The organism is Fructilactobacillus sp. YLN 2412 (assembly GCF_059488745.1).
Window position 1 is genome coordinate 743,274 of sequence record NZ_CM183165.1, and the last position, 18,868, is coordinate 762,141.

At 31.9% G+C, this 18,868-nt stretch carries 26 protein-coding genes, 1 tRNA gene and 2 other annotated features; of the genes, 3 read left to right on the top strand and 24 right to left on the bottom strand.

Annotated features, from left to right (window positions below):
• Positions 1-47: 47 nt before the first annotated feature.
• The 9 genes from nusB to miaA form a co-directional block, all read right to left on the bottom strand.
• Positions 48-446, bottom strand: coding sequence for a transcription antitermination factor NusB (gene nusB / locus AC0GLR_RS03580; protein WP_495604129.1), 399 nt, complete (start codon positions 444-446; stop codon positions 48-50).
• A complete protein-coding gene (locus AC0GLR_RS03585) occupies positions 436-873 on the bottom strand; it encodes an Asp23/Gls24 family envelope stress response protein (protein WP_495604130.1) in 438 nt (145 codons plus the stop codon). Before AC0GLR_RS03585 ends, nusB begins: the two co-directional genes overlap by 11 nt.
• Positions 874-910: 37 nt before the next feature.
• Complete coding sequence (gene efp, locus AC0GLR_RS03590; protein ID WP_495604131.1) at positions 911-1,474, bottom strand: elongation factor P; 564 nt, start codon at positions 1,472-1,474, stop codon at positions 911-913.
• Positions 1,475-1,591: 117 nt separating this feature from the next.
• Positions 1,592-1,888 (bottom strand): 50S ribosomal protein L27, encoded by a 297-nt coding sequence (gene rpmA / locus AC0GLR_RS03595; RefSeq protein ID WP_054646224.1) that lies wholly within the window; start codon positions 1,886-1,888, stop codon positions 1,592-1,594.
• A 29-nt stretch (positions 1,889-1,917) separates the two neighbouring features.
• Entirely contained in the window at positions 1,918-2,238 is a 321-nt protein-coding gene (locus tag AC0GLR_RS03600; RefSeq protein WP_495604132.1) for a ribosomal-processing cysteine protease Prp, read from the bottom strand.
• Between the two features lie 5 nt (positions 2,239-2,243).
• Entirely contained in the window at positions 2,244-2,552 is a 309-nt protein-coding gene (rplU, locus tag AC0GLR_RS03605; RefSeq protein ID WP_495604133.1) for a 50S ribosomal protein L21, read from the bottom strand.
• A gap of 19 nt (positions 2,553-2,571) precedes the next feature.
• Positions 2,572-2,645 (bottom strand) — a sequence feature (ribosomal protein L21 leader region).
• 98 nt (positions 2,646-2,743) lie between these two features.
• Positions 2,744-2,817, bottom strand: a tRNA-Arg gene (locus tag AC0GLR_RS03610).
• Between the two features lie 69 nt (positions 2,818-2,886).
• Entirely contained in the window at positions 2,887-3,405 is a 519-nt protein-coding gene (locus AC0GLR_RS03615) for a hypothetical protein (RefSeq protein WP_495604134.1), read from the bottom strand.
• Positions 3,392-4,318, bottom strand: a complete 927-nt coding sequence (gene miaA, locus AC0GLR_RS03620) for a tRNA (adenosine(37)-N6)-dimethylallyltransferase MiaA (protein ID WP_495604135.1) — start codon at positions 4,316-4,318, stop codon at positions 3,392-3,394. Before miaA ends, AC0GLR_RS03615 begins: the two co-directional genes overlap by 14 nt.
• Before the next feature lie 92 nt (positions 4,319-4,410).
• Here miaA and AC0GLR_RS03625 point away from each other — a divergent pair, with 92 nt between their 5' ends.
• Positions 4,411-4,587: a DUF3042 family protein gene (locus AC0GLR_RS03625; RefSeq protein WP_065866225.1), complete on the top strand. Its 177-nt coding sequence runs from the start codon at positions 4,411-4,413 to the stop codon at positions 4,585-4,587.
• A 41-nt stretch (positions 4,588-4,628) separates the two neighbouring features.
• Here AC0GLR_RS03625 and AC0GLR_RS03630 read toward each other — a convergent pair whose 3' ends face one another.
• The 14 genes from AC0GLR_RS03630 to AC0GLR_RS03695 all read right to left on the bottom strand — a co-directional run bounded on the left by AC0GLR_RS03630 (position 4,629) and on the right by AC0GLR_RS03695 (position 16,714).
• Positions 4,629-5,042 (bottom strand): rhodanese-like domain-containing protein, encoded by a 414-nt coding sequence (locus AC0GLR_RS03630; RefSeq protein ID WP_495604136.1) that lies wholly within the window; start codon positions 5,040-5,042, stop codon positions 4,629-4,631.
• Between the two features lie 25 nt (positions 5,043-5,067).
• Positions 5,068-6,030 (bottom strand): ROK family glucokinase, encoded by a 963-nt coding sequence (locus AC0GLR_RS03635; RefSeq protein ID WP_495604137.1) that lies wholly within the window; start codon positions 6,028-6,030, stop codon positions 5,068-5,070.
• Position 6,031: 1 nt separating this feature from the next.
• A complete protein-coding gene (locus tag AC0GLR_RS03640) occupies positions 6,032-6,259 on the bottom strand; it encodes a YqgQ family protein (RefSeq protein WP_495604138.1) in 228 nt (75 codons plus the stop codon).
• A gap of 36 nt (positions 6,260-6,295) precedes the next feature.
• Positions 6,296-6,970 (bottom strand): rhomboid family intramembrane serine protease, encoded by a 675-nt coding sequence (locus tag AC0GLR_RS03645; protein ID WP_495604139.1) that lies wholly within the window; start codon positions 6,968-6,970, stop codon positions 6,296-6,298.
• A 2-nt stretch (positions 6,971-6,972) separates the two neighbouring features.
• Positions 6,973-7,512: a 5-formyltetrahydrofolate cyclo-ligase gene (locus tag AC0GLR_RS03650; protein WP_495604140.1), complete on the bottom strand. Its 540-nt coding sequence runs from the start codon at positions 7,510-7,512 to the stop codon at positions 6,973-6,975.
• Between the two features lie 50 nt (positions 7,513-7,562).
• The gene (rpmG, locus tag AC0GLR_RS03655; protein WP_054646234.1) at positions 7,563-7,712 is read right to left on the bottom strand and encodes a 50S ribosomal protein L33; all 150 of its coding nucleotides are present in this window, start codon (positions 7,710-7,712) and stop codon (positions 7,563-7,565) included.
• Between the two features lie 118 nt (positions 7,713-7,830).
• Positions 7,831-9,894, bottom strand: coding sequence for a peptidoglycan D,D-transpeptidase FtsI family protein (locus AC0GLR_RS03660; RefSeq protein WP_495604141.1), 2,064 nt, complete (start codon positions 9,892-9,894; stop codon positions 7,831-7,833).
• A 184-nt stretch (positions 9,895-10,078) separates the two neighbouring features.
• Positions 10,079-10,555, bottom strand: coding sequence for a transcription elongation factor GreA (greA, locus tag AC0GLR_RS03665; RefSeq protein ID WP_495604142.1), 477 nt, complete (start codon positions 10,553-10,555; stop codon positions 10,079-10,081).
• Positions 10,556-10,624: 69 nt separating this feature from the next.
• Positions 10,625-11,284, bottom strand: coding sequence for a uridine kinase (udk, locus tag AC0GLR_RS03670; protein ID WP_495604143.1), 660 nt, complete (start codon positions 11,282-11,284; stop codon positions 10,625-10,627).
• A 31-nt stretch (positions 11,285-11,315) separates the two neighbouring features.
• Positions 11,316-13,727 carry a phenylalanine--tRNA ligase subunit beta gene (pheT, locus tag AC0GLR_RS03675; RefSeq protein WP_495604144.1) on the bottom strand — a complete coding sequence of 804 codons (2,412 nt, stop codon included), beginning with the start codon at positions 13,725-13,727 and terminating at the stop codon, positions 11,316-11,318.
• 15 nt (positions 13,728-13,742) lie between these two features.
• On the bottom strand, positions 13,743-14,780 hold the full coding sequence (gene pheS, locus AC0GLR_RS03680; RefSeq protein WP_495604145.1) for a phenylalanine--tRNA ligase subunit alpha: 1,038 nt from the start codon (positions 14,778-14,780) through the stop codon (positions 13,743-13,745).
• 39 nt (positions 14,781-14,819) lie between these two features.
• Positions 14,820-15,026 (bottom strand) — a binding site (T-box leader).
• Between the two features lie 35 nt (positions 15,027-15,061).
• Positions 15,062-15,406, bottom strand: a complete 345-nt coding sequence (locus AC0GLR_RS03685; protein ID WP_495604146.1) for a winged helix-turn-helix transcriptional regulator — start codon at positions 15,404-15,406, stop codon at positions 15,062-15,064.
• Between the two features lie 4 nt (positions 15,407-15,410).
• Complete coding sequence (locus AC0GLR_RS03690; protein ID WP_495604147.1) at positions 15,411-15,920, bottom strand: HD domain-containing protein; 510 nt, start codon at positions 15,918-15,920, stop codon at positions 15,411-15,413.
• A 23-nt stretch (positions 15,921-15,943) separates the two neighbouring features.
• A complete protein-coding gene (locus tag AC0GLR_RS03695) occupies positions 15,944-16,714 on the bottom strand; it encodes a TrmH family RNA methyltransferase (protein ID WP_495604148.1) in 771 nt (256 codons plus the stop codon).
• A gap of 74 nt (positions 16,715-16,788) precedes the next feature.
• Between AC0GLR_RS03695 and AC0GLR_RS03700 the strand changes: the two genes are divergently transcribed.
• A complete protein-coding gene (locus AC0GLR_RS03700) occupies positions 16,789-17,064 on the top strand; it encodes an acylphosphatase (RefSeq protein ID WP_495604149.1) in 276 nt (91 codons plus the stop codon).
• A 78-nt stretch (positions 17,065-17,142) separates the two neighbouring features.
• Complete coding sequence (gene yidC / locus AC0GLR_RS03705; protein WP_495604150.1) at positions 17,143-18,069, top strand: membrane protein insertase YidC; 927 nt, start codon at positions 17,143-17,145, stop codon at positions 18,067-18,069.
• A gap of 70 nt (positions 18,070-18,139) precedes the next feature.
• Here the strand turns inward: yidC and AC0GLR_RS03710 are convergent, their stop codons facing one another.
• The gene (locus tag AC0GLR_RS03710) at positions 18,140-18,838 is read right to left on the bottom strand and encodes a Bax inhibitor-1/YccA family protein (RefSeq protein ID WP_054646243.1); all 699 of its coding nucleotides are present in this window, start codon (positions 18,836-18,838) and stop codon (positions 18,140-18,142) included.
• Positions 18,839-18,868 lie beyond the last annotated feature (30 nt).

Consider the following 18,868-nt stretch of genomic DNA (forward strand, 5'->3'; position numbering starts at 1 on the left):
TTAACAAACCTAAAAATTGATATAAAAAAAGAACCCTTTATTAGGTTCTATTTCATAATCTTATCTAAAACGGCATTAATAAAATTAGTCGATTTATTATCACTATATTTTTTGGTTAACTCTAATGCTTCATTAATTGCAACTTTGGCAGGAACCTGCTCAACAAAATCTATCTCATAAACTGCTAACTGCAATATCACTAAATCAGACTTATTTAGTCGTTTCAGACTCCATTTATTATCTAAGTTATCCTGAATTTTTTGATTAATTTCAGATTCATGATTTCTTACGCCATTCACAAGTTCATTATAATAACTAGGAACGGTTTCAATCTTATCTTCAGTTAAATAATCAAAAAATGCTTCAGGAGTAACGTTTTCATTACTATCCATTGCAAAGAGAGTTTGAAATGCCAACTCTCTTATTTGATGTCTATTAATTTTCAATGTCTTCTCCATCATTATCAAATAAACTATCTGTATCTACTTTAGGAGTCTTTTCAGGTACAATGCCTTCTACATGAACATTTACAGCTCCAACATGAAGATCTGTCATGAAAAGTAATTGTTGTCTAACTTGATCCTGAATCTGTAAGGCTACTTTAGGCACAGAAACACCATAATCTAGATACACATAAACATCAACATCGAGTTTATTATTTTCATCAAAAAGAAGTTTTACACCCTTACTACGTTCTTTTTTCCCAAATAAACCTTTAACACTTGAAGAGAAATTTCCACGCATTCTATTGACACCTTCAACGTCAATAGTAGCAATTCCAGCAATAACTTCAATCACTCGAGGTGAAACCTTTATTTTACCTAAATCATCTTTTTTAATATTTAATGTAATAAATTGTTCAGCTGCTGCCATCTTATAACCTCCAACTCAAAATAAATTAAGATTCTATCTATTTTTCACGTGAAATATAGGTTCCGTCGGTGGTATTAACAACTATTTTGTCTCCTTGGTTAACAAAGAACGGAACTTGTAAAGTTACGCCAGTTGACATCGTAGCTGGTTTTGATCCTCCTGAAGCTGTATCTCCCTTAATTCCTGGTTCAGTTTCAGCAACTTCAAGGGTAACTGTTTTAGGAATATCAATTCCAATTGTTTCACCTTTATATTGCATAATTTGAACTTCCATATTAGGTTGCATGTACTTCATTGCTTCCTTAGCTGCTTCACGAGGAATTGTAAGTTGTTCATATGTGTCAGTATCCATAAATACCAATCCATTACCGTCATCATACAAATATTGCATTTTCATTGTATTAATTTCAGCTTTTTCCATTTTTGCACCGGAACGGAAGGTTTTTTCTTGTACAGCACCAGTTCTTAAATTTTTTAGTTTAGTTCTAACAAATGCTCCACCTTTGCCCGGTTTAACATGTTGAAAATCTAAAATCTTCCAAATAGCGTTATCAACTTCGATTGTTAATCCAGTTTTAAATTTTGCAGTAGAAATAGCCATAATAAAGCCTCCTATTAATTAACAGTAATAATATCAATCTTAACAGTTTCAAATCAAGTAAAACAGCTAATAAAAAATAAAAAAAGAGACCCACGTTAAGCAAGCCTCAAATTTTATTTACTTATTTGCAGTTTCAGCTTCTGTATAAACAGAAACTTGACGTTTGTCTCTACCTAAACGTTCGAAACGAACGACTCCATCAACCAATGCGAATAAAGTATCATCTGAACCACGTTTAACGTTTTTTCCAGGATAGATATGAGTTCCACGTTGTCTGTAAATAATTGAACCAGCAGTAACTGAAGAACCATCAGCAGCTTTTGTTCCTAAGCGACGACCTGCAGAATCACGACCATTAGATGACGAACCACCAGTTTTATGGTGAGAGAAGAATTGTAAATCCATTTTAAGCATATGCAATACACCTCCATACTTGTTTAAGTTTATTTAATTTGTACATAATCATTATATTGACTAGCAACATCACTAATACCGTTTTTAAAACTTTTTAACAAAGCCTGTGCAATAACATTAGTTAAATCTTCTTCTCGAAGTGTGATTGCAAGATAACCACCATTCTTACTATCTTGATCAACTAATGGAATAATGTTAGCGACTTGTGATAATCCATTAACTGTTGTAATCGACAAAGCGGAAACAGCTGCACAAACGATATCATGTCCATAATCACCGGAATCAGCATGACCAGACAATTCAAATCCAGTCATAGTCTGATTTTTATAATCAAATTTAGCTTTAATCATAATAACTATGCATTAATCTTTTCAATTTTTACCTTAGTATATGGTTGGCGATGTCCTTTTTTAGAACGAGCACCCTTTTTAGGCTTGTATCTAAAAATAGTAATCTTTTTGTTTTTACCTTGTTTTTCAACGGAACCTTCAACTGAAGCTCCATCAATTAAAGGAGTTCCAACTTTAGGAGTGTCGCCACCAACAAAAACAACTTGATCAAATGTTACTTTGTCACCTTGGTCTCCATCTAATTTTTCAACGAAAATTGATTCACCTTCAGTAACTTTGTATTGTTTGCCACCTGTTTCAATAATTGCGTACATTTCAATGCACCTCCTCTTAATATATGCTTAGACTCGCCAGAGATAAGTGTCTTTTAAGAACTTATAACTTACACTGTGCGGTTGTAGCTGTGGAAGTCCACAAGTACAACAATAAAAGTATATCTAATAAAACTGTATAAGTCAAATAAAAAAGAAACCTTCTTAAAAATTAAAAAGGTTTCTTTTTTCAATGTCGCAGGAGCGATTCGAACGCTCGACCTACGGTTTAGAAGACCGTTGCTCTATCCAGCTGGGCTACTGCGACATAACCAATGCAACATTTATAATTATATTTAATTTTGATTAATAAGTCAATAACAAATTAAAATATATTTTAATTCAAAGTTTGATTTAATTCTTCTTGAATTTTATTAAAAAATTCATTACTAATTTCGCTAGTTTTAAAACCTAAATCAACAATTCCCCATTTTAAAAATAACGTCCAAGCATGTTTTAAATAAGTTTTATTTTTTTCATAGTAACTTTTTAAAAGCATATTTTTCAAAGATAAATAAAGAATCATAATTTGATTATCTTTTTTTAATGCTGATAATTTATTAAAAAATTCATCAGGAACATCCAAAGTATCACTCCAGTTTAATAAATTAGCTAATAGTAAAAAGTCTTGTAATACTAGTAAATAGTGGTCTAACTTTTCTTGATGATCACTTTGAGATACAGTTTTTAACTCAATTACATCCAATCCAGTAATTTTAGCTAAATCACTCAAATGGATATCTAACGCCACTAAGGCACTAGTTATATGTTTATTGGATTGCCAAATATTTTGCTTTTTTGCGTCAATTTGACGATATAAATTAATTGCTTTAGAACTCATTTCAGGTAAATTCATTTTTTCTCCAGTCTTGTACTAATTTATTAATATTATTTATTTCTTCAGGATGCTCCACTAAGTTAAACCAATTAACCTTCATTTTGTTTCTAAACCAAGTTAGTTGGCGTTTCGCATAATGACGTGAATCCAACTTTATTTGTTCAATAGTTTGATCTAAATTACATTCTCCAGAAAAATAGTCATTAAACTCGCGATAACCAATCGCCTTGCTAGCAGGATTATTGATCCCACCATGAGAATATAACCAATCATTTTCTTCTAATAATCCACTTTTTACCATTTTATCAACTCTTAAATTAATTCGCTTATATAGTAATTTTCGATCACAATTTAAGCCGATTAACAAAGCATCATATTGCAAATCTCCATTTTCTTGTTCAGAAAATTTTTTGCCAGTCGTTTGATAAACTTCTAAAGCTCTAATCACTCGACGTGAATTCTCTGGTGATATTTTTTCAGCCGACTTATAATCTATTCTCTTTAACTCATTCCACAAATTAACTTTTCCAACTTCAGTTAATTTTTTTTCTAAATCATTTTTGATTTTATGGTTTGAACTGTTTTTTCCTCCCAGATTAAGCCCATTAATCAGTGCCTGAATATAGTAGCCTGTTCCCCCTGCTATTATAGGCAAATGACCAGCTGCAGTAATAGAATTTATTAGAGGTTTAGCATCTTTTACAAATTCAGAAACTCCATACTGTTGATTTACATCTATAACATTAATTAAATAATGTTTAATTCCTTCACGTTCAGAGCTTAAAACTTTTGCGGTACCAATGTCAAGATTTCGATAAACCTGCATTGAATCACCAGAAATTATTTCCCCATTAAATTTTTGTGCTAACTTAATTGCTAAATTACTTTTACCTACCGCTGTTGGTCCAACAACTACTAAAATTTTTTTCATTCATTAATTTCCTAACTGAATATAAGTTTTGTTACTGGATATATTAACTTAAATAAAGCATAATAGACAAGTAATAACAAAGGAGGCTAATTATGCACAAATTTGGAAAAGGTTTCGCAACTGGAGTTGCAACAATGATTGGAATTACAGCTGGTGTTTTATTATCTTTTAAGAAAGCTGTCGTTGAACCAATTGAATCACAAGAACAAAAGGCTGACGAAAACCGTAAAAAATCAATGAGAAAATCTGGATCATCACATTTAGGTTAATTAAGTAAAAAAATAAGAACTCAAATGAGTTCTTATTTTTTTTACTCTTTTTTAACTTTACCATCCCATTTTTGATAACCTTCATCTAAAATTGAAATGTTTTTAAATCCATGTTTATGAAGCAATTTAGCAGCTCTCATACTAAGAGCTTTATTTTGATCATATAAATAAACTGGTAAGTCAGGTCTCAAATCTGTATAAAAGCTTTTAAATGTCGAATATGGCATATTTCTAGCTCCAAGAATATGACCATCTTTAAAATTATTTGATTCTCTTAAATCAACAATTTGAGCCTTTCGCATTCCATTTTTAAATTCAGGCTCAGAAAGAAATTTAACATATTTTTTTGCTAGGAAAATATTATAGTATCGAATAATCGACCAAATACCAACTAAAACTGCAATTATCACTAAAGAAAGTGTAATTGATTCTAACAAACTGGTTCCAATAACCACTTATATCCACTCCAATTATATTGTTTTATCTAAATTGTAATGCCATAGAAGCAGCACCAATAACACCAGCATCATTACCTAATTCAGCAAGTTTGATTTTAGTTGAATCTCGAACTGAAGTAAAAGCATTTTGTTGGAAATATTTAGTTGTAGGTTGTAATAATGTGTTTCCAGCGTTTGATACACCGCCACCAATAATGATGCTAGCCGGATTAAGAGTATTACCAATATCAGATAATGCGAGACCTAGATAAAAACAAACCTTATCAACCACTTGGTTAGCCAAAATATCACCATTATCAGCTAAGTAAAAGATTAACTTTGAAGTAATCTTTTCATCAGTCTGTTCTAATTCAGCTAATCTTGAAGTACCGTTAAAATCCTTTGCCATATCTCCAGCAACTCGGACGATTCCCGTAGCAGAAGCATATGTTTCAAGACACCCTTTTTTACCACATGTACATAAATATCCATTTGGTTGTACAGCAATATGGCCGATTTCACCGGCTCCACCATTAACACCATGCAATAATTTACCGTTAGCGATAACGCCGCCTCCAACACCAGTACCTAAGGTAACAAATACAACATCGTCTTCACTACTACCAGCGCCTTTCCAATATTCACCTAATGAAGCAACATTAGCATCATTATCAATTTCAAAAGGCAGCCCTAAACCTTCTTGGATTTTTTCACGAATTGGTTGTACTGTCTTCCAACCTAAATTATAAGCCTCTGTAACAGTTCCATTTTCTCTATTAACAGCACCAGGAGTCCCCATGCCGATTCCAATAAAATCACTTGTTGTTTTTCCTGAATCTTCAATGTGTTTGCTAATTGATTTAACAATGTTTTCAACAATATGACCTCCATTATCACTAATATCAGTCAAAATTCTCCATTTATCTAAAACTTCTCCTTCTTCGTTTAAAAAAGCCATCTTAGTTGTTGTTCCACCTAAATCAATTCCAATTAAATTTTTTGACATACTAAAGACCTCCAGTTTCATTATTTTCTTTTAACTTATTTTCTTCAATTCGATGTTCTCGGGTTAACACTAGTTTAGCAGCTAAAAATTCTTTGTCTGAAACTAACTGAGCTTCTCTAAGATGATCAAGCTCTAATGCCATCACTTCTATGTCCCAAATACGTTTGCCAATATAGACATAAATCCCGAATTTTTTTAACAGCTTTTGTACATCATATAATGTTTCCATAAGTATTATCACCCTGAGTCATTTTACTCATCTGTGTTAACGGACTATGCCAATATAACACAAGATAATTATACCAATAATTAAAGCGTTTGCATAAAGAAAACTACATTTTTTGTTTAAATTATTAAATCCTTTGATTCCAACTACGAAACTTATCATAAATCCACCTATTAAGCCACCAATGTGACCATATATATTAATTCCCGGCGAAAAAATATCAAAAATCAAATTAATTATTATTAATAATAAAAAAGTTTTAGCAGTTTGAGTAATAAATTCATTATTTTTCATTACACAAGCTAACATTAAAAATGAACCAAACAATCCAAACAAAGAAGTGCTACTTCCAGCAGACAAACTATTTTCAAACGCAAAACTCATTAAATTTCCAAAAAATCCAGAAACCATAAAAATAATTAGATAACGGATATGTCCAAAAATATTTTCTAAAATCTTACCTACAAAATAAATTGAAATTCCATCAATGATTAAATGTTGATATCCAATATGAACAAAAATTGGAGTTATCAATCTCCACCATTCACCTTGCTGAATTAAAATATTTGATTCAGCACCGAATCTCAATAAAACACTTGGATTAGTAGATCCTCCCGAAAATGTCATAAAAATGAAATTAATAACCATAATTGCTAATAATAGCCAAGTTACTATTGGATATTTTGAATATTGTTTTATTAACTTTTTAAACACAATCATTCTCCCACCAATATTTTTTGCACAGGAATATCAAATTTTTCTGAATTCCATTGCATATCATCAAAAATCTGCTCTTTTTGTACTAAAGAGATAGTGTTTCCAAAATAGTTTTGTAGATAACAATCAAAATATCCCCCACCATATCCAACTCGCTGCCCCGTTGTAATACAAAAAGCAACTCCAGGAATAAACATTAAATCAATCTTATCCTTAGTTATTTCAGTTCCATTAATTGGTTCCCAAATTCCAAATTTAGATTTTTTTAATTTAGTCTTAGTGGTCAGTCTATAAAAAATCATCTTTTTATTTTTGAAAGTTTTTGGAATTACAATTAGCTTTCCTTCGGATAAAGCTTTGAAAATCAGAGGATAAGTTGGGATTTCATTCTCGGTATTAAGAGTTAGAGCTATCACTTTAGCATTTTCCCACTCTGATGTATCAAAAACATTTTGATACATCTTTAAAAACATTGAAGGAGTAATTTTTTTATTTTTTAATTTCTCTAAAACAATTCGTCTTAATTCATTTTTTGTCATCAATACCTTCAATTCCAATAAAAAAAGATTCTGGGCAATAGCCCAAAATCTTATTTTGTTTCACGGTGTAATGTAACTTTTCTTTCACGAGGGCAATATTTATCTAATTCTAAACGATCGGGATTATTACGACGATTTTTAGAAGTTAAGTAATTGCGCTCGTGACATTCAGTACATTCTAAAGTAATGTGTACACGCATGTTAAATACCTCCAAACAATTTCTTTTTAACATCAACTATAACAAGTATCAGTTTAACATCTTTTGGAAATAAATTCTACAAATTAACTAAATAAATGTTAAGTATTTATACTTGACGCTATTTATCTGGTTTATTTTGAACATCTTTCCAATATGCTTTATAAATATTTTTAGCTAAATCCATATTATTGCTTTCAGCATCAGTTGGAAGGTTTGGCATTGCAAGTGCAACAACTACTTGAGGATGGGTTGATGGTGCATATGAAGCTAAACTCAATGTAACGGTGGGCTTCCCATTATAAAATGTTTGGGCTGTTCCCGTTTTCGCCGATATTTCTGGTGAAATATCTGCTAGTGCTCCACCAGTCTTGTACTTATTATTCCCGTGGACTACTTTATATAATCCATCTTTAACAACATTACGTTCATCTTCTGTCATTGGAATCTCATTTAAAGCTTTTGGCATGATAGTTTCTTTAACAGCACCTAATTTTCCAGTTTTGCTATTCGTGCCACGAATATTTTGAACAACATGAGGTTTAAGACGATATCCGCCATTTGCAATGGTTGACATGTATTGAGCAACTTGCATAGTAGTATACCCATCATAGTTTCCATATGATTCATCAAGTGCTTTACCAATGTTTGCAAATCCACCTGGTCCTTTAATACCAGCTGATTCTCCTGGCAAATCAATCCCAGTTTTTATCCCCAGCCCAAATTGATTGAAATATCCACGTTCAATATCAAAGATATTTGGGTTCATATTTAATTGGCCACCAGGAACATATTTAAAGTTTGCTTCTTTCATGGCTAATTGCATCATATAAGAATTAGATGAAACTTCCAAGGCGTCAGAAGCAGTAACCGGCATGTTTGCATTACCGGTCTTATTGAACCATGAACTTTTTGATGATCCACCATTTTTAATAGGTTCATCGGTTAATGTACTGTTAGTAGGAGTGATAACGTGGTCCATCAAAGCACCTGAAACAGTGGCTCCTTTAACTACTGATCCCATAGTAATAGCATTGTTGATATTTCCAATATCATTTTGAGTAACTTTATTAGTCTTAGGATCACGATTAACTCCGGCCATCCCAATTACTGCACCAGTATTTGGATTCATAGCTACTGCATAAGTTCCAGTAGCATTACCACCAGGTTGAGCATCTTTAACTAATTTTTGAAGATCCTTTTGAAACTTAGCATTGATAGTTAATTGCAAATTGTCACCACGTTGTCCGGGATATTTTTTGACTTGCTTAACAATCTGATTATTACTATTCAATTTAACATCAGTCTGAGATTTGGAGCCTTTCAATATTGGCTCATATTCTTCTTCTAGGTTACTTTGCCCAACCGATTCGTTTTGCGAATATCCTTGAGAAAGTAATTGATTAACCCGATCTTCTGGCAAACCAACTTTATTTGATGAAACTGTTCCAGTAATTGATTGGAATCCATTACCATCAGGATAGCTTCGCTTCCAGCTAGTTCCAACTTGAACACCAGGCATTTCACTTTGATGTTCTCCAACTTCTGCAACTTCTTTATTAGAAACCCCACTATATTTAATATAAGTAGTGGATAATTGATAAGCACCACTCATTTCAGTATAAATAATAGCAGCATTTTTCATTGAAGGTGTAACTTCAGCTACAGAACCTTCTTTAAACTTTTTGATTTCAGCTGCTTGTAAAGCATCCGGAGATAAATTAGCAGCATTCGGTATCGATTTTGCAATCTGTTTTCTATTATTCGCATTTGCTAAATAATATTCAGCAATTTGTTTTTTAGTTAGTTTTTTTGTCGGAACTTTAATAAAACTACCTAATTTGGTTGCATTTTGATACATTTCATCAGAAGTTACTCCTGGGCCTTTCGTATATATAATGGCACGTTCTGATTTATTTCCTGCAATTTGTTTACCAGTTGAATCATAAATCATTCCCCGTTGTACATTTCCATATACAGTAGAATTATTACTTTGATTAACATTTGATTTAAAATAATTGCCTTGAATAATTTGTAAATCAGCTAACTTCCAGATTAAAACAGCAAATAATATTCCAACAATTATAAAAATTAAATTTAAACGAAAAGGAATTTTACTTGTTCCGTTTTCTTGACTATTTGCTCGTGTTCTTTTTTTGAAAAATTTACCAAAGAAACTCCCCACAACAGTTACCCCTTAATAATAATTAAATTAAAACTTATAGTTTTAATCACTATGAAACTAAATTTTACAGTTATGTCCATTATTACATTATACGCTTAAGACCACAATATTGAGCTCCAGAAAAAATTAATTTTAATAAAAAGTTGAATTTTATTGAGAATATTCAATAAAATTCAACTTATAATTATTCAACTGAGATAATCTTTACATGCATTACGCCATCAGGAATTGCAATATCTACTTCTTCACCAATTTTATGTCCTAATAATCCTTTAGCAATGGGAGAATCATTAGAAACCTTGCCACCAAGCGGGTCGGCTTCGGCTGCACCAACAATTTGATAAACCTCAGGCTCTCCGTCTGGTAGTTCCTTAAATTGGACAGTTTTACCAACACTAACCTCGTCAGAAGCTGTTTCCTCTTCATCTACAACTTGGGCAAACTGAAGCATATGTTCAACTGTATTGATTCTACTTTCTAATAAAGCTTGTTCATTTTTTGCCGATTTATACTCGGAATTTTCTGATAAATCACCATAACTTCTTGCAATCTTAATTTGTTCAATTACGTGAGGACGCTGATTAGTCTTTAAATCTTCAAGTTCTTCCTCTAATTTATCCTTCCCGTCTTGAGTCATTGGATATACTTTTTCTTCTGCCATTTCTACACCTCAATTATTTTATTCAAAATAGAATTTATCATGAAAAATTGCCATTATCAAATAAAACGTTTAATAATTGACAACTGGATTATTGTCGTCAGTTCCAAAAATAGCTTTAACCTTGGTAGCTAACAAATCAATTGCAACAGCATTTTCGCCTCCACGAGGAATGATAATATCTGCATAACGTTTAGTCGGTTCTACAAATTGATGATACATTGGTTTGACGGTTGCCAAGTATTGTTGAATAACGGAATCCAAACTTCTTCCGCGTTCTTTTGTATCACGTTGAATTCTACGAATTAAACGAATGTCATCATCAGTATCAACAAAAACTTTAATATCCATCAAATTCCGAAGCCGTTCATCATTTAAAGTTAAAATTCCTTCTAAAATAATAACATCCGTCGGCTCCTGCTTTTCAGTTCGTTTACTTCTAGTAAAAGTAGTGTAGTCGTAAACAGGTTTTTCAATTGTTTTATACGCAAGCAAATCATTCAAATGATCTACTAATAAATCATTATCAAATGCATTAGGATGGTCATAATTTACTTTTTTCCTTTGTTCCATCGTCATATTAGTTTGATCATTATAATATGAATCCTGTTGGATAATACTAATTGAATGACCTAAAAGACGTTGTAAAATTGCTTTACTGACTGTTGTTTTACCACTACTAGAACCGCCTGTTACACCAATAATAACGGGATGCTTATTTTTAGTTGTCATTGTCTCCTCCATCCGTGCCAAAAAAATAGTATTATCTAATTTCAACTTTGAGTTCATCTTGTAAATATTTTTCAATTTTTTTAACTGATTTATTTACTACATCATCTTTCAAGGTATCATTAGGATTTTCAAATGTTAATGAGTATGCTAAAGATTTTTTCCCATTTGGAACATGGTCCCCATCATATACATCAAATAAAGTAATGTCTTTCAAAAAGGCACCACCACGACGTTTAATAATTGTATAGATTTGCTCATTTGTAACTTGCTGATCAATTAACATTGCAATATCACGTTTAATACTAGGATATGAACTTACAACTTGATATTGTTGACCCGTTTTATCTGCATTAATTAATTTATCTAAGTCAATCTCAAAAACGTATGTTTGTTTAATTTTAAATTGATTGGCAATTGTAGGATGTACTTGACCCACGAACCCAATTATTTCATCGCCTAGTTTAATCAATGCTGTTCTTCCAGGATGCATTTCCTTTATTTCATCACTTGAAACAAAAGTAATTGAATCTTTTAAAGACAAAGTTTCTAAATATTTGGCTACAATCCCTTTTATTTCAAAGAAATCTACTGGTTTAGATTTTTCATTCCAAGTTGATGGAACTAACGATCCAGAAATAGCTCCTGCAATGTGTTCAATTTCAGTTGGACGAACTTCATCGTTATTTTTGAAAAAGACTCTACCTTGTTCATAAAAAGGAACATCAACCACTCCACGAGCTTGATTATATGCAACATCATCTAACAATCCAGAAATCAAGTTCATGCGTAAAACAGAATGATCATTAGTCATAGGCCATTGTAAACTGGTTTCCTTACTTGAATTAAGCATGAACATTTTAGCTTTATCTGCATTAGTTAACGAATAAGAAATTGCGTGATTCAATCCCATTCCCTGGAGCGTTTGACGGGATTTTTTAATTAATTTTTGTTTAACAGTTAATCCACCCTCGGTGGTGGTAGTAATTGGAAGGGTGCTTGGAATGTTGTCATAACCATAAATTCTGGCAACTTCTTCGTATAAGTCAGCATCAATTTTGATATCCCAACATCTAGTTGGAATTGTTACTAATAATTTGTCATCCTGTTTTTCAATTCCAAATCCAAGTCGTTTAAAAATTGAAATAACTTCCGCTTCACTTAGAGAAGTTCCTAACACATGATTAATTTTTGCGACTGTGATTTCAATATTAACGGGATTTATTGTTTCCATGCTACCAGTAACCACATCTTTACTAGCGATTGCTTCAGTATTTTTTTGAATCATACCAGCAGCGTAGTTAAGTGCATTTTCTACATTTCCCTTATCAACTCCACGTTCAAACCTTTGGGAAGCATCCGTATGCAAGAGTTCTTTTTGAGCCATCTTACGGGTTAAAACTGAATCAAAAACTCCAGCTTCGATGACAATATTTTTTGTTTTTGCAGACACACTGCTTTGCAATCCACCCATCAACCCAGCAAGTGCGACCGGCTTTTCTTCATCAGCAATAACAATATCTACATCATCTAATTCACGTTCTTTATCATCCAAAGTAGTTATTTTTTCACCATTTTTAGCTTTACGAACTTCTAAATGATGATTAGTTATTTGATCCAAATCATAAGCATGTAATGGCTGACCCAATTTCATCATGACAAAATTAGTTATATCAACTACATTATTTATTGGTTTAATTCCTAAATTCCATAGTTTAATTTGGAGCCATAAAGGACTTGGTTTTACGTCAACATTTTTAACAACCTTAAGCTGATAAATAGGAGCCAAAGAATCATTTACTGTTGCTTTTATACTATCGGCACTAAAATCATCGCCTTTAGATGGTTCAACAGTTTCTTCAAAATCTACTTTTTGATTCAAAACTGCTCCTAAATCATAAACTGCTCCTCTAAGACTTAACATGTCGCCACGGTTAGGCGTCACGTCTAAATCAATCAATGAATCGTTCATACCTAAATATGAATAAATCTCATCTCCAACTTTAGCATCATCAGGGAGAAAATAGATTCCATCCTTCCATTCATCAGGAACAATTTCTTTAGGAAAACCAATTTCATCTAAGGCACATAACATACCGTTTGATTGAACCCCACGCATTTTGGCTTTTTTGATTTTTATATTTCCACCAATACGAGCACCAGGTAACGCGACTATTACCTTTTTGCCCACTTCAACATTAGGTGCTCCACAAACTATTTGTTGTGGTTCATCATTTCCGACATCAACTTGACAAATATTTAAATGCTCTGCATCGGGATGTTTTTTAATCGATAAGATTTTACCAACTATTAATTTTTTTAAACCATCGCTTCGTTTAAAAACAGAATCAACTTCTACTGAAGTTCTTTCAATTTTTTCTCCCAAATCTTTAGGAGAAAGATTTATTTTTAAATAATCACTTAGCCAATCATAAGATAATAACAATTTTATTCCTCCCTATTAATCAAATTGAGTTAAAAATCTTAAATCATTAAGATAGAAATCACGAATATCATTAACTCCGTATTTCAACATTGCAAAGCGATCTGGACCTACCCCAAAAGCAAAACCACCATATTCTTGACTATCAACCCCTGCCATTTTCAAAACATTGGGATGAACCATACCTGCTCCTAATACTTCAATCCAACCGGATCCTTTGCAAACCTCGCAACCTTTTCCTCCACAGTTCATGCAAGTTACATCTGCTTCTACTGAGGGTTCGGTAAAGGGAAAATAACTAGGACGAACGCGAACTTTAAATTTATCACCAAATAATTTATGAGACATTACTTCTAAAGTTCCCTTTAAATCAGACATCGTAATGTGTTTATCAATCACAATCCCTTCAACTTGGTGAAATTGGTGTGAATGGGTAGGATCATCTGTATCTCTTCTAAAAACAACTCCAGGAGAAATCATTTTTAGTGGCCCTTTACTGAAATCATGATTTTGCAAAGCACGAGCCTGCATAGGCGACGTATGGGTACGCATTAAAATTTCCTTAGTGATATAAAAAGTGTCTTGCATATCACGAGCTGGATGGTTTTTAGGCAAATTCATCATTTCAAAATTATAGTGTTCTTCTTCAACTTCTGGACCACTTAATACTTGATATCCCATTCCAATATAAATGTCTTCAATTTCATCAATAATTTGTTGAATAACATGAGGATGACCCATCGGAATGTTATTTCCTGGCAAAGTAACATCAATTGTCTCAGACTCTAATTGTTTGTTTAGAATTTCTTTTTCAAGTTGCGTTTGTTTTTCATTAATAGCGGCCGTAAGTTCATCACGCACTTTATTAGCAAAACTTCCTACAGTTGGTCTTTCAGCTACCGATAATTGTGAAATTCCGCGTAGAGCTTTAGTAATAGGGCCTTTTTTACCTAAAAACTTAATTTTAATTTCATTTAACATCTTAATATCTGACGCAGATGTTACCTCTTGTAATCCAGTTTGTTTAATTGTTTCTAACTCTTCTTTTAAACTCATAATTACCTTCCTTTTTCCAAAAAAAAAGCCCTCCCTTAATGTAGGGACGAAGCTTCGCGTTACCACCCAAATTCACACTAAAAAGTGTGCACTCTTAAATGGATAACGATCATTAATCGGACATTTTTAATTAATTATTTATGCCTACTTTCAAAAGCGAATTCAGCTCTAATGATTAGTTCCAGCATTTCTAATCTCTCTGTTCTTATATTCATAGCCTACTACTTCTTTTGTCCACGTAGTTATTAAAACTATAAAACAAACATTTATAATGGTCAAGATTATTTGTTACCATCGCACCACTCGTCGGCCCAATTATGTACATCTGTCATAATTGGCTTTAACCCACGGCCTTTTTCAGTTAGTTCATATTTAATTATAGCTGAGTCTGGTGAGGTTTTTCGTACAACAATTTTTAATTTTTGTAATTCTTTCAATCTAGCTGTTAATACTCGATCACTACATGTTTCAATTTTTTTTGCAATTTCACCAAAACGTAAAGAATTTCCAATCAACAATGATTCAATAATCATGCCATTCCATTTTTTACCTAAAATACAAAAAGCTTCTTGAAACTTAGAACATAAACATTCTGTCTCATTATACTTGGAGGTTTGTCGTTTCATTATATCACCCCTTTAAATTATTACTTTTTTCATTTTTTGCTAACAATTTTTTAACTTTCGTCTCTAATGGAGCCATAAATTCATTAACCGCTGCATAATCATCAACTAATGAAACAATAACACTTTCCATATATTTCGGTCTTGCTAATGTTAAGCCCCACATGTGTTTCAATATTATATCTTCTTCTTTAGGCGTTAAATCAGTAATTTTTTTAGCATTTCGTAAAGCTACTCGTGGATGAATATATGCATGTGAACCAACCTCAAATTTAGTAGTTCTCCAGTCATAGTAAAACAAGTCATGTAATAATCCACCTCGAGCGGCGGCCCGATAATCTAAATGCATTTTTTTAGCAATTTTATAACTTTCATAGGATACATCTATACAGTGTTTTAAACGAGTAGAATGATGATGTTGCGTATAATTAGCTAATTCTTTTATTTCGTTTGATTCTAACAAATCAGAAACACATGCTATATATTCTGGATCATCTTTCCAATTTTGTTTTTTCAACTCTTTCACATCCATTCATGTAATTATTTCTTAATTCGAAACATAATTACTGCTGCTGCAATCGCTACATTTAACGATTCTGCTTTCCCTGTAATTGGAATATACAAATTTTTAGTAGTTTTATCCAACAATTCTTGCTTCATTCCATTCCCTTCATTTCCCATAACTAAAGCGAAATCATTAACAGGAGTAATGCTACGATAATTAACAGCTTCTGGATTCAATTCAGAACCATAAATCGGAAAGCCTTTAAAATTAAATAATTCCATCACTTTTAAAAGTGATTGTCTCACCACCTTTATGTGAAACTGACTTCCCTGCATTGAACGTAAAACTTTACTATTATAAGGACTAGCGGTTCCTTCACCAAAAACTACTCCACTAAATCCCGCTGCATCAGCAGTTCTTACCATAGTACCAATATTACCAGGATCCTGAACATCGTCTAACAATAACCAAGCTCCATGTAGATCATTATTTTCATCAAAACTAGAAGGAATAATCTTACAGACCGCAAAAATCCCTTGTGTTGTGGATGTATCACTTAATTCTTGAGCTACTTCGTCTGAAATTAAGGTTATTTTAAAATCATTAATATCGCTACCATGTTTTAAATATTGATCATCAGTTGTATAAATACTAATGATTTCGTCTTGAGGTAAATAATTAATTGCTTCTTGAACTAAATGCCAACTTTCAATCATATATTGACTATTTTTTTTACGTCCCTTATTAGTAGACAACTTTTTTAAATCTTTAATTATTTTGTTTTGTTTTGACGAAATTCGTTCCATTAGCAACTCCATTAGATTATTATATTATAAGTTAATACTACCACAATCAATTAAAATGAAAGTGATTTTCTACTATGAAAACAGTAATAATAACAGTAACTGGAAAAGTTCAAGGAGTGGGCTTTCGTTACACTACTTCGATGATTGCTGATTCGCTAAAATTAAATGGCACTGTCAAAAATTTAAAAAATGGAAAAGTTGAAATTTATGTCCAGGGATTAAATCAGCAAATCACAAAATTTATTGAGTACTTACGCAACTTCCCTAATCCTTATGCAAAAATTAATAAGATAAGTACTAAAATTATCAAAGATACAAAAAAATTCAATAACTTTCAAATTATCCAATAATAATTGAGGACATAATTGCGATAAACTATGCTTTAGTTTAGTATTAAGAATATGATTTTATAGTTAGGAGCTGTATAAATGAAAAAGATGAAAAAATATACACTATTAGGAGTCGTCGCATCTGCGGCTTTATTACTAACAGGGTGTGTTAGAACTGACTCACATGGTCATCCATACGGATTAGTATATAACTATCTTGCTGTTCCAGGACAGCATTTAATGGATTGGCTAGCAAAGTTTGTTGGTGGTTATGGTTGGTCTTTGATCGTAATTACAGTTGCTGTAAGGTGTATTTTACTACCCTTAATGATTAATCAACTAAAAAAATCAACTATTCAACAAGAAAAAATGAATTTAGTCAAGCCACAATTAACTAAATTACAAAAGTTGATGAAAAATGCGAAAAATCAAGAAGAACAAGTTGCACTTAACCAACAAATGATGAAATTATATCGTGATAATAACATCAGTATGACTGGTGGAATTGGATGTTTGCCAATGTTGATTCAACTCCCTATTTTTGCAGCTTTGTATGCTGCAATTAGGTATTCTCCAGAATTATCTCATACTGTTTTCATGGGAATTCAATTGGGACAAAAGAGTGTTTTGTTAGCTGTTCTTTCATTTGTAGTTTATGCCGTTCAAGGATATTTATCTGTAATTGGGATGCCAAAAGAACAACGAAAGCAAATGGGAATGATGATGTTAATCAGCCCTATCATGATTTTTTTTGTTTCTATGTCGTCTCCAGCTGGATTAGGAATTTACTTTTTCATTGGAGGAGTTTTTGCAATTTTACAACAATTAATTGTTAATTCATATCGACCAAGAATTATCAAAAAAATAAATGAAGAAGCAAAAAAGAATCCACCTAAAATAGTTATTCCTGACACATTGAACTCAATTGAAAATAATGTTGAAAAAGAAGAAAATAATCAAGCAAATAAACAATCTGAAAAAAATCGAAATCGAAATAAAAATCGTCAAAAACATCACAAAAAATAAATAATATTAAAAGGATGGGATTAGTTATCTAACTAATCCCATCCTTTTAAGTTAGTTTAAATATAATTAATTAACGATTATTGCTACTCATTCCAATTAGTTCAAGTAAAATTTCAAAAATATTAAGAATATCAAGATAAATACTTAAAGCACTCATAGCGCTAAACTTTTGTAATTGACTTTCTGAGGTAACAGAACTGGCATATTGTTTTACACTTTGAGTATCCCAAATAATGTAAAATGAAAAGATTACTAGCATTACAACATCAATAATAATATATAATGTTGGGATTCTTAATAACATTGCAACTAAACTAAGCACAATTGCTGCAAGCAATGCCCAAAATAGGTATACTCCCATTCCAAGAAAATTACGTTTCGTTTTGTTGGCATACAAAGTTAAACCACCAAACATCAATGCTGTACCCAAAAAAGCAAGTCCAATTGTTCTAACATCGTAGTAAATTAATACTGGACTCAAAGAAACTCCAAACAAAATTGTCATTAAGTAATAAATAGTATTGGTTGTTGAAGCACTCGTACTTTCATCGTTAACTGAATGACCAAGAGCAAACATTAGTCCTAATGCTACAACTAAAATTAATAATGAAGTTCCAATCCCCATTGACATAACAAATTTAGTCATAAAAGTAGACATAAATGCCATTACGATTCCAGTTATTAATAAACCAATGGCAACTTTTTGATAAGTCTTAGCAACTAATCTTTGCGCCATATCTTCAGTATTTCCGTAAATTTCTCCGTTCATACAAAAACTCCCTTTCTATATTTTTAACAA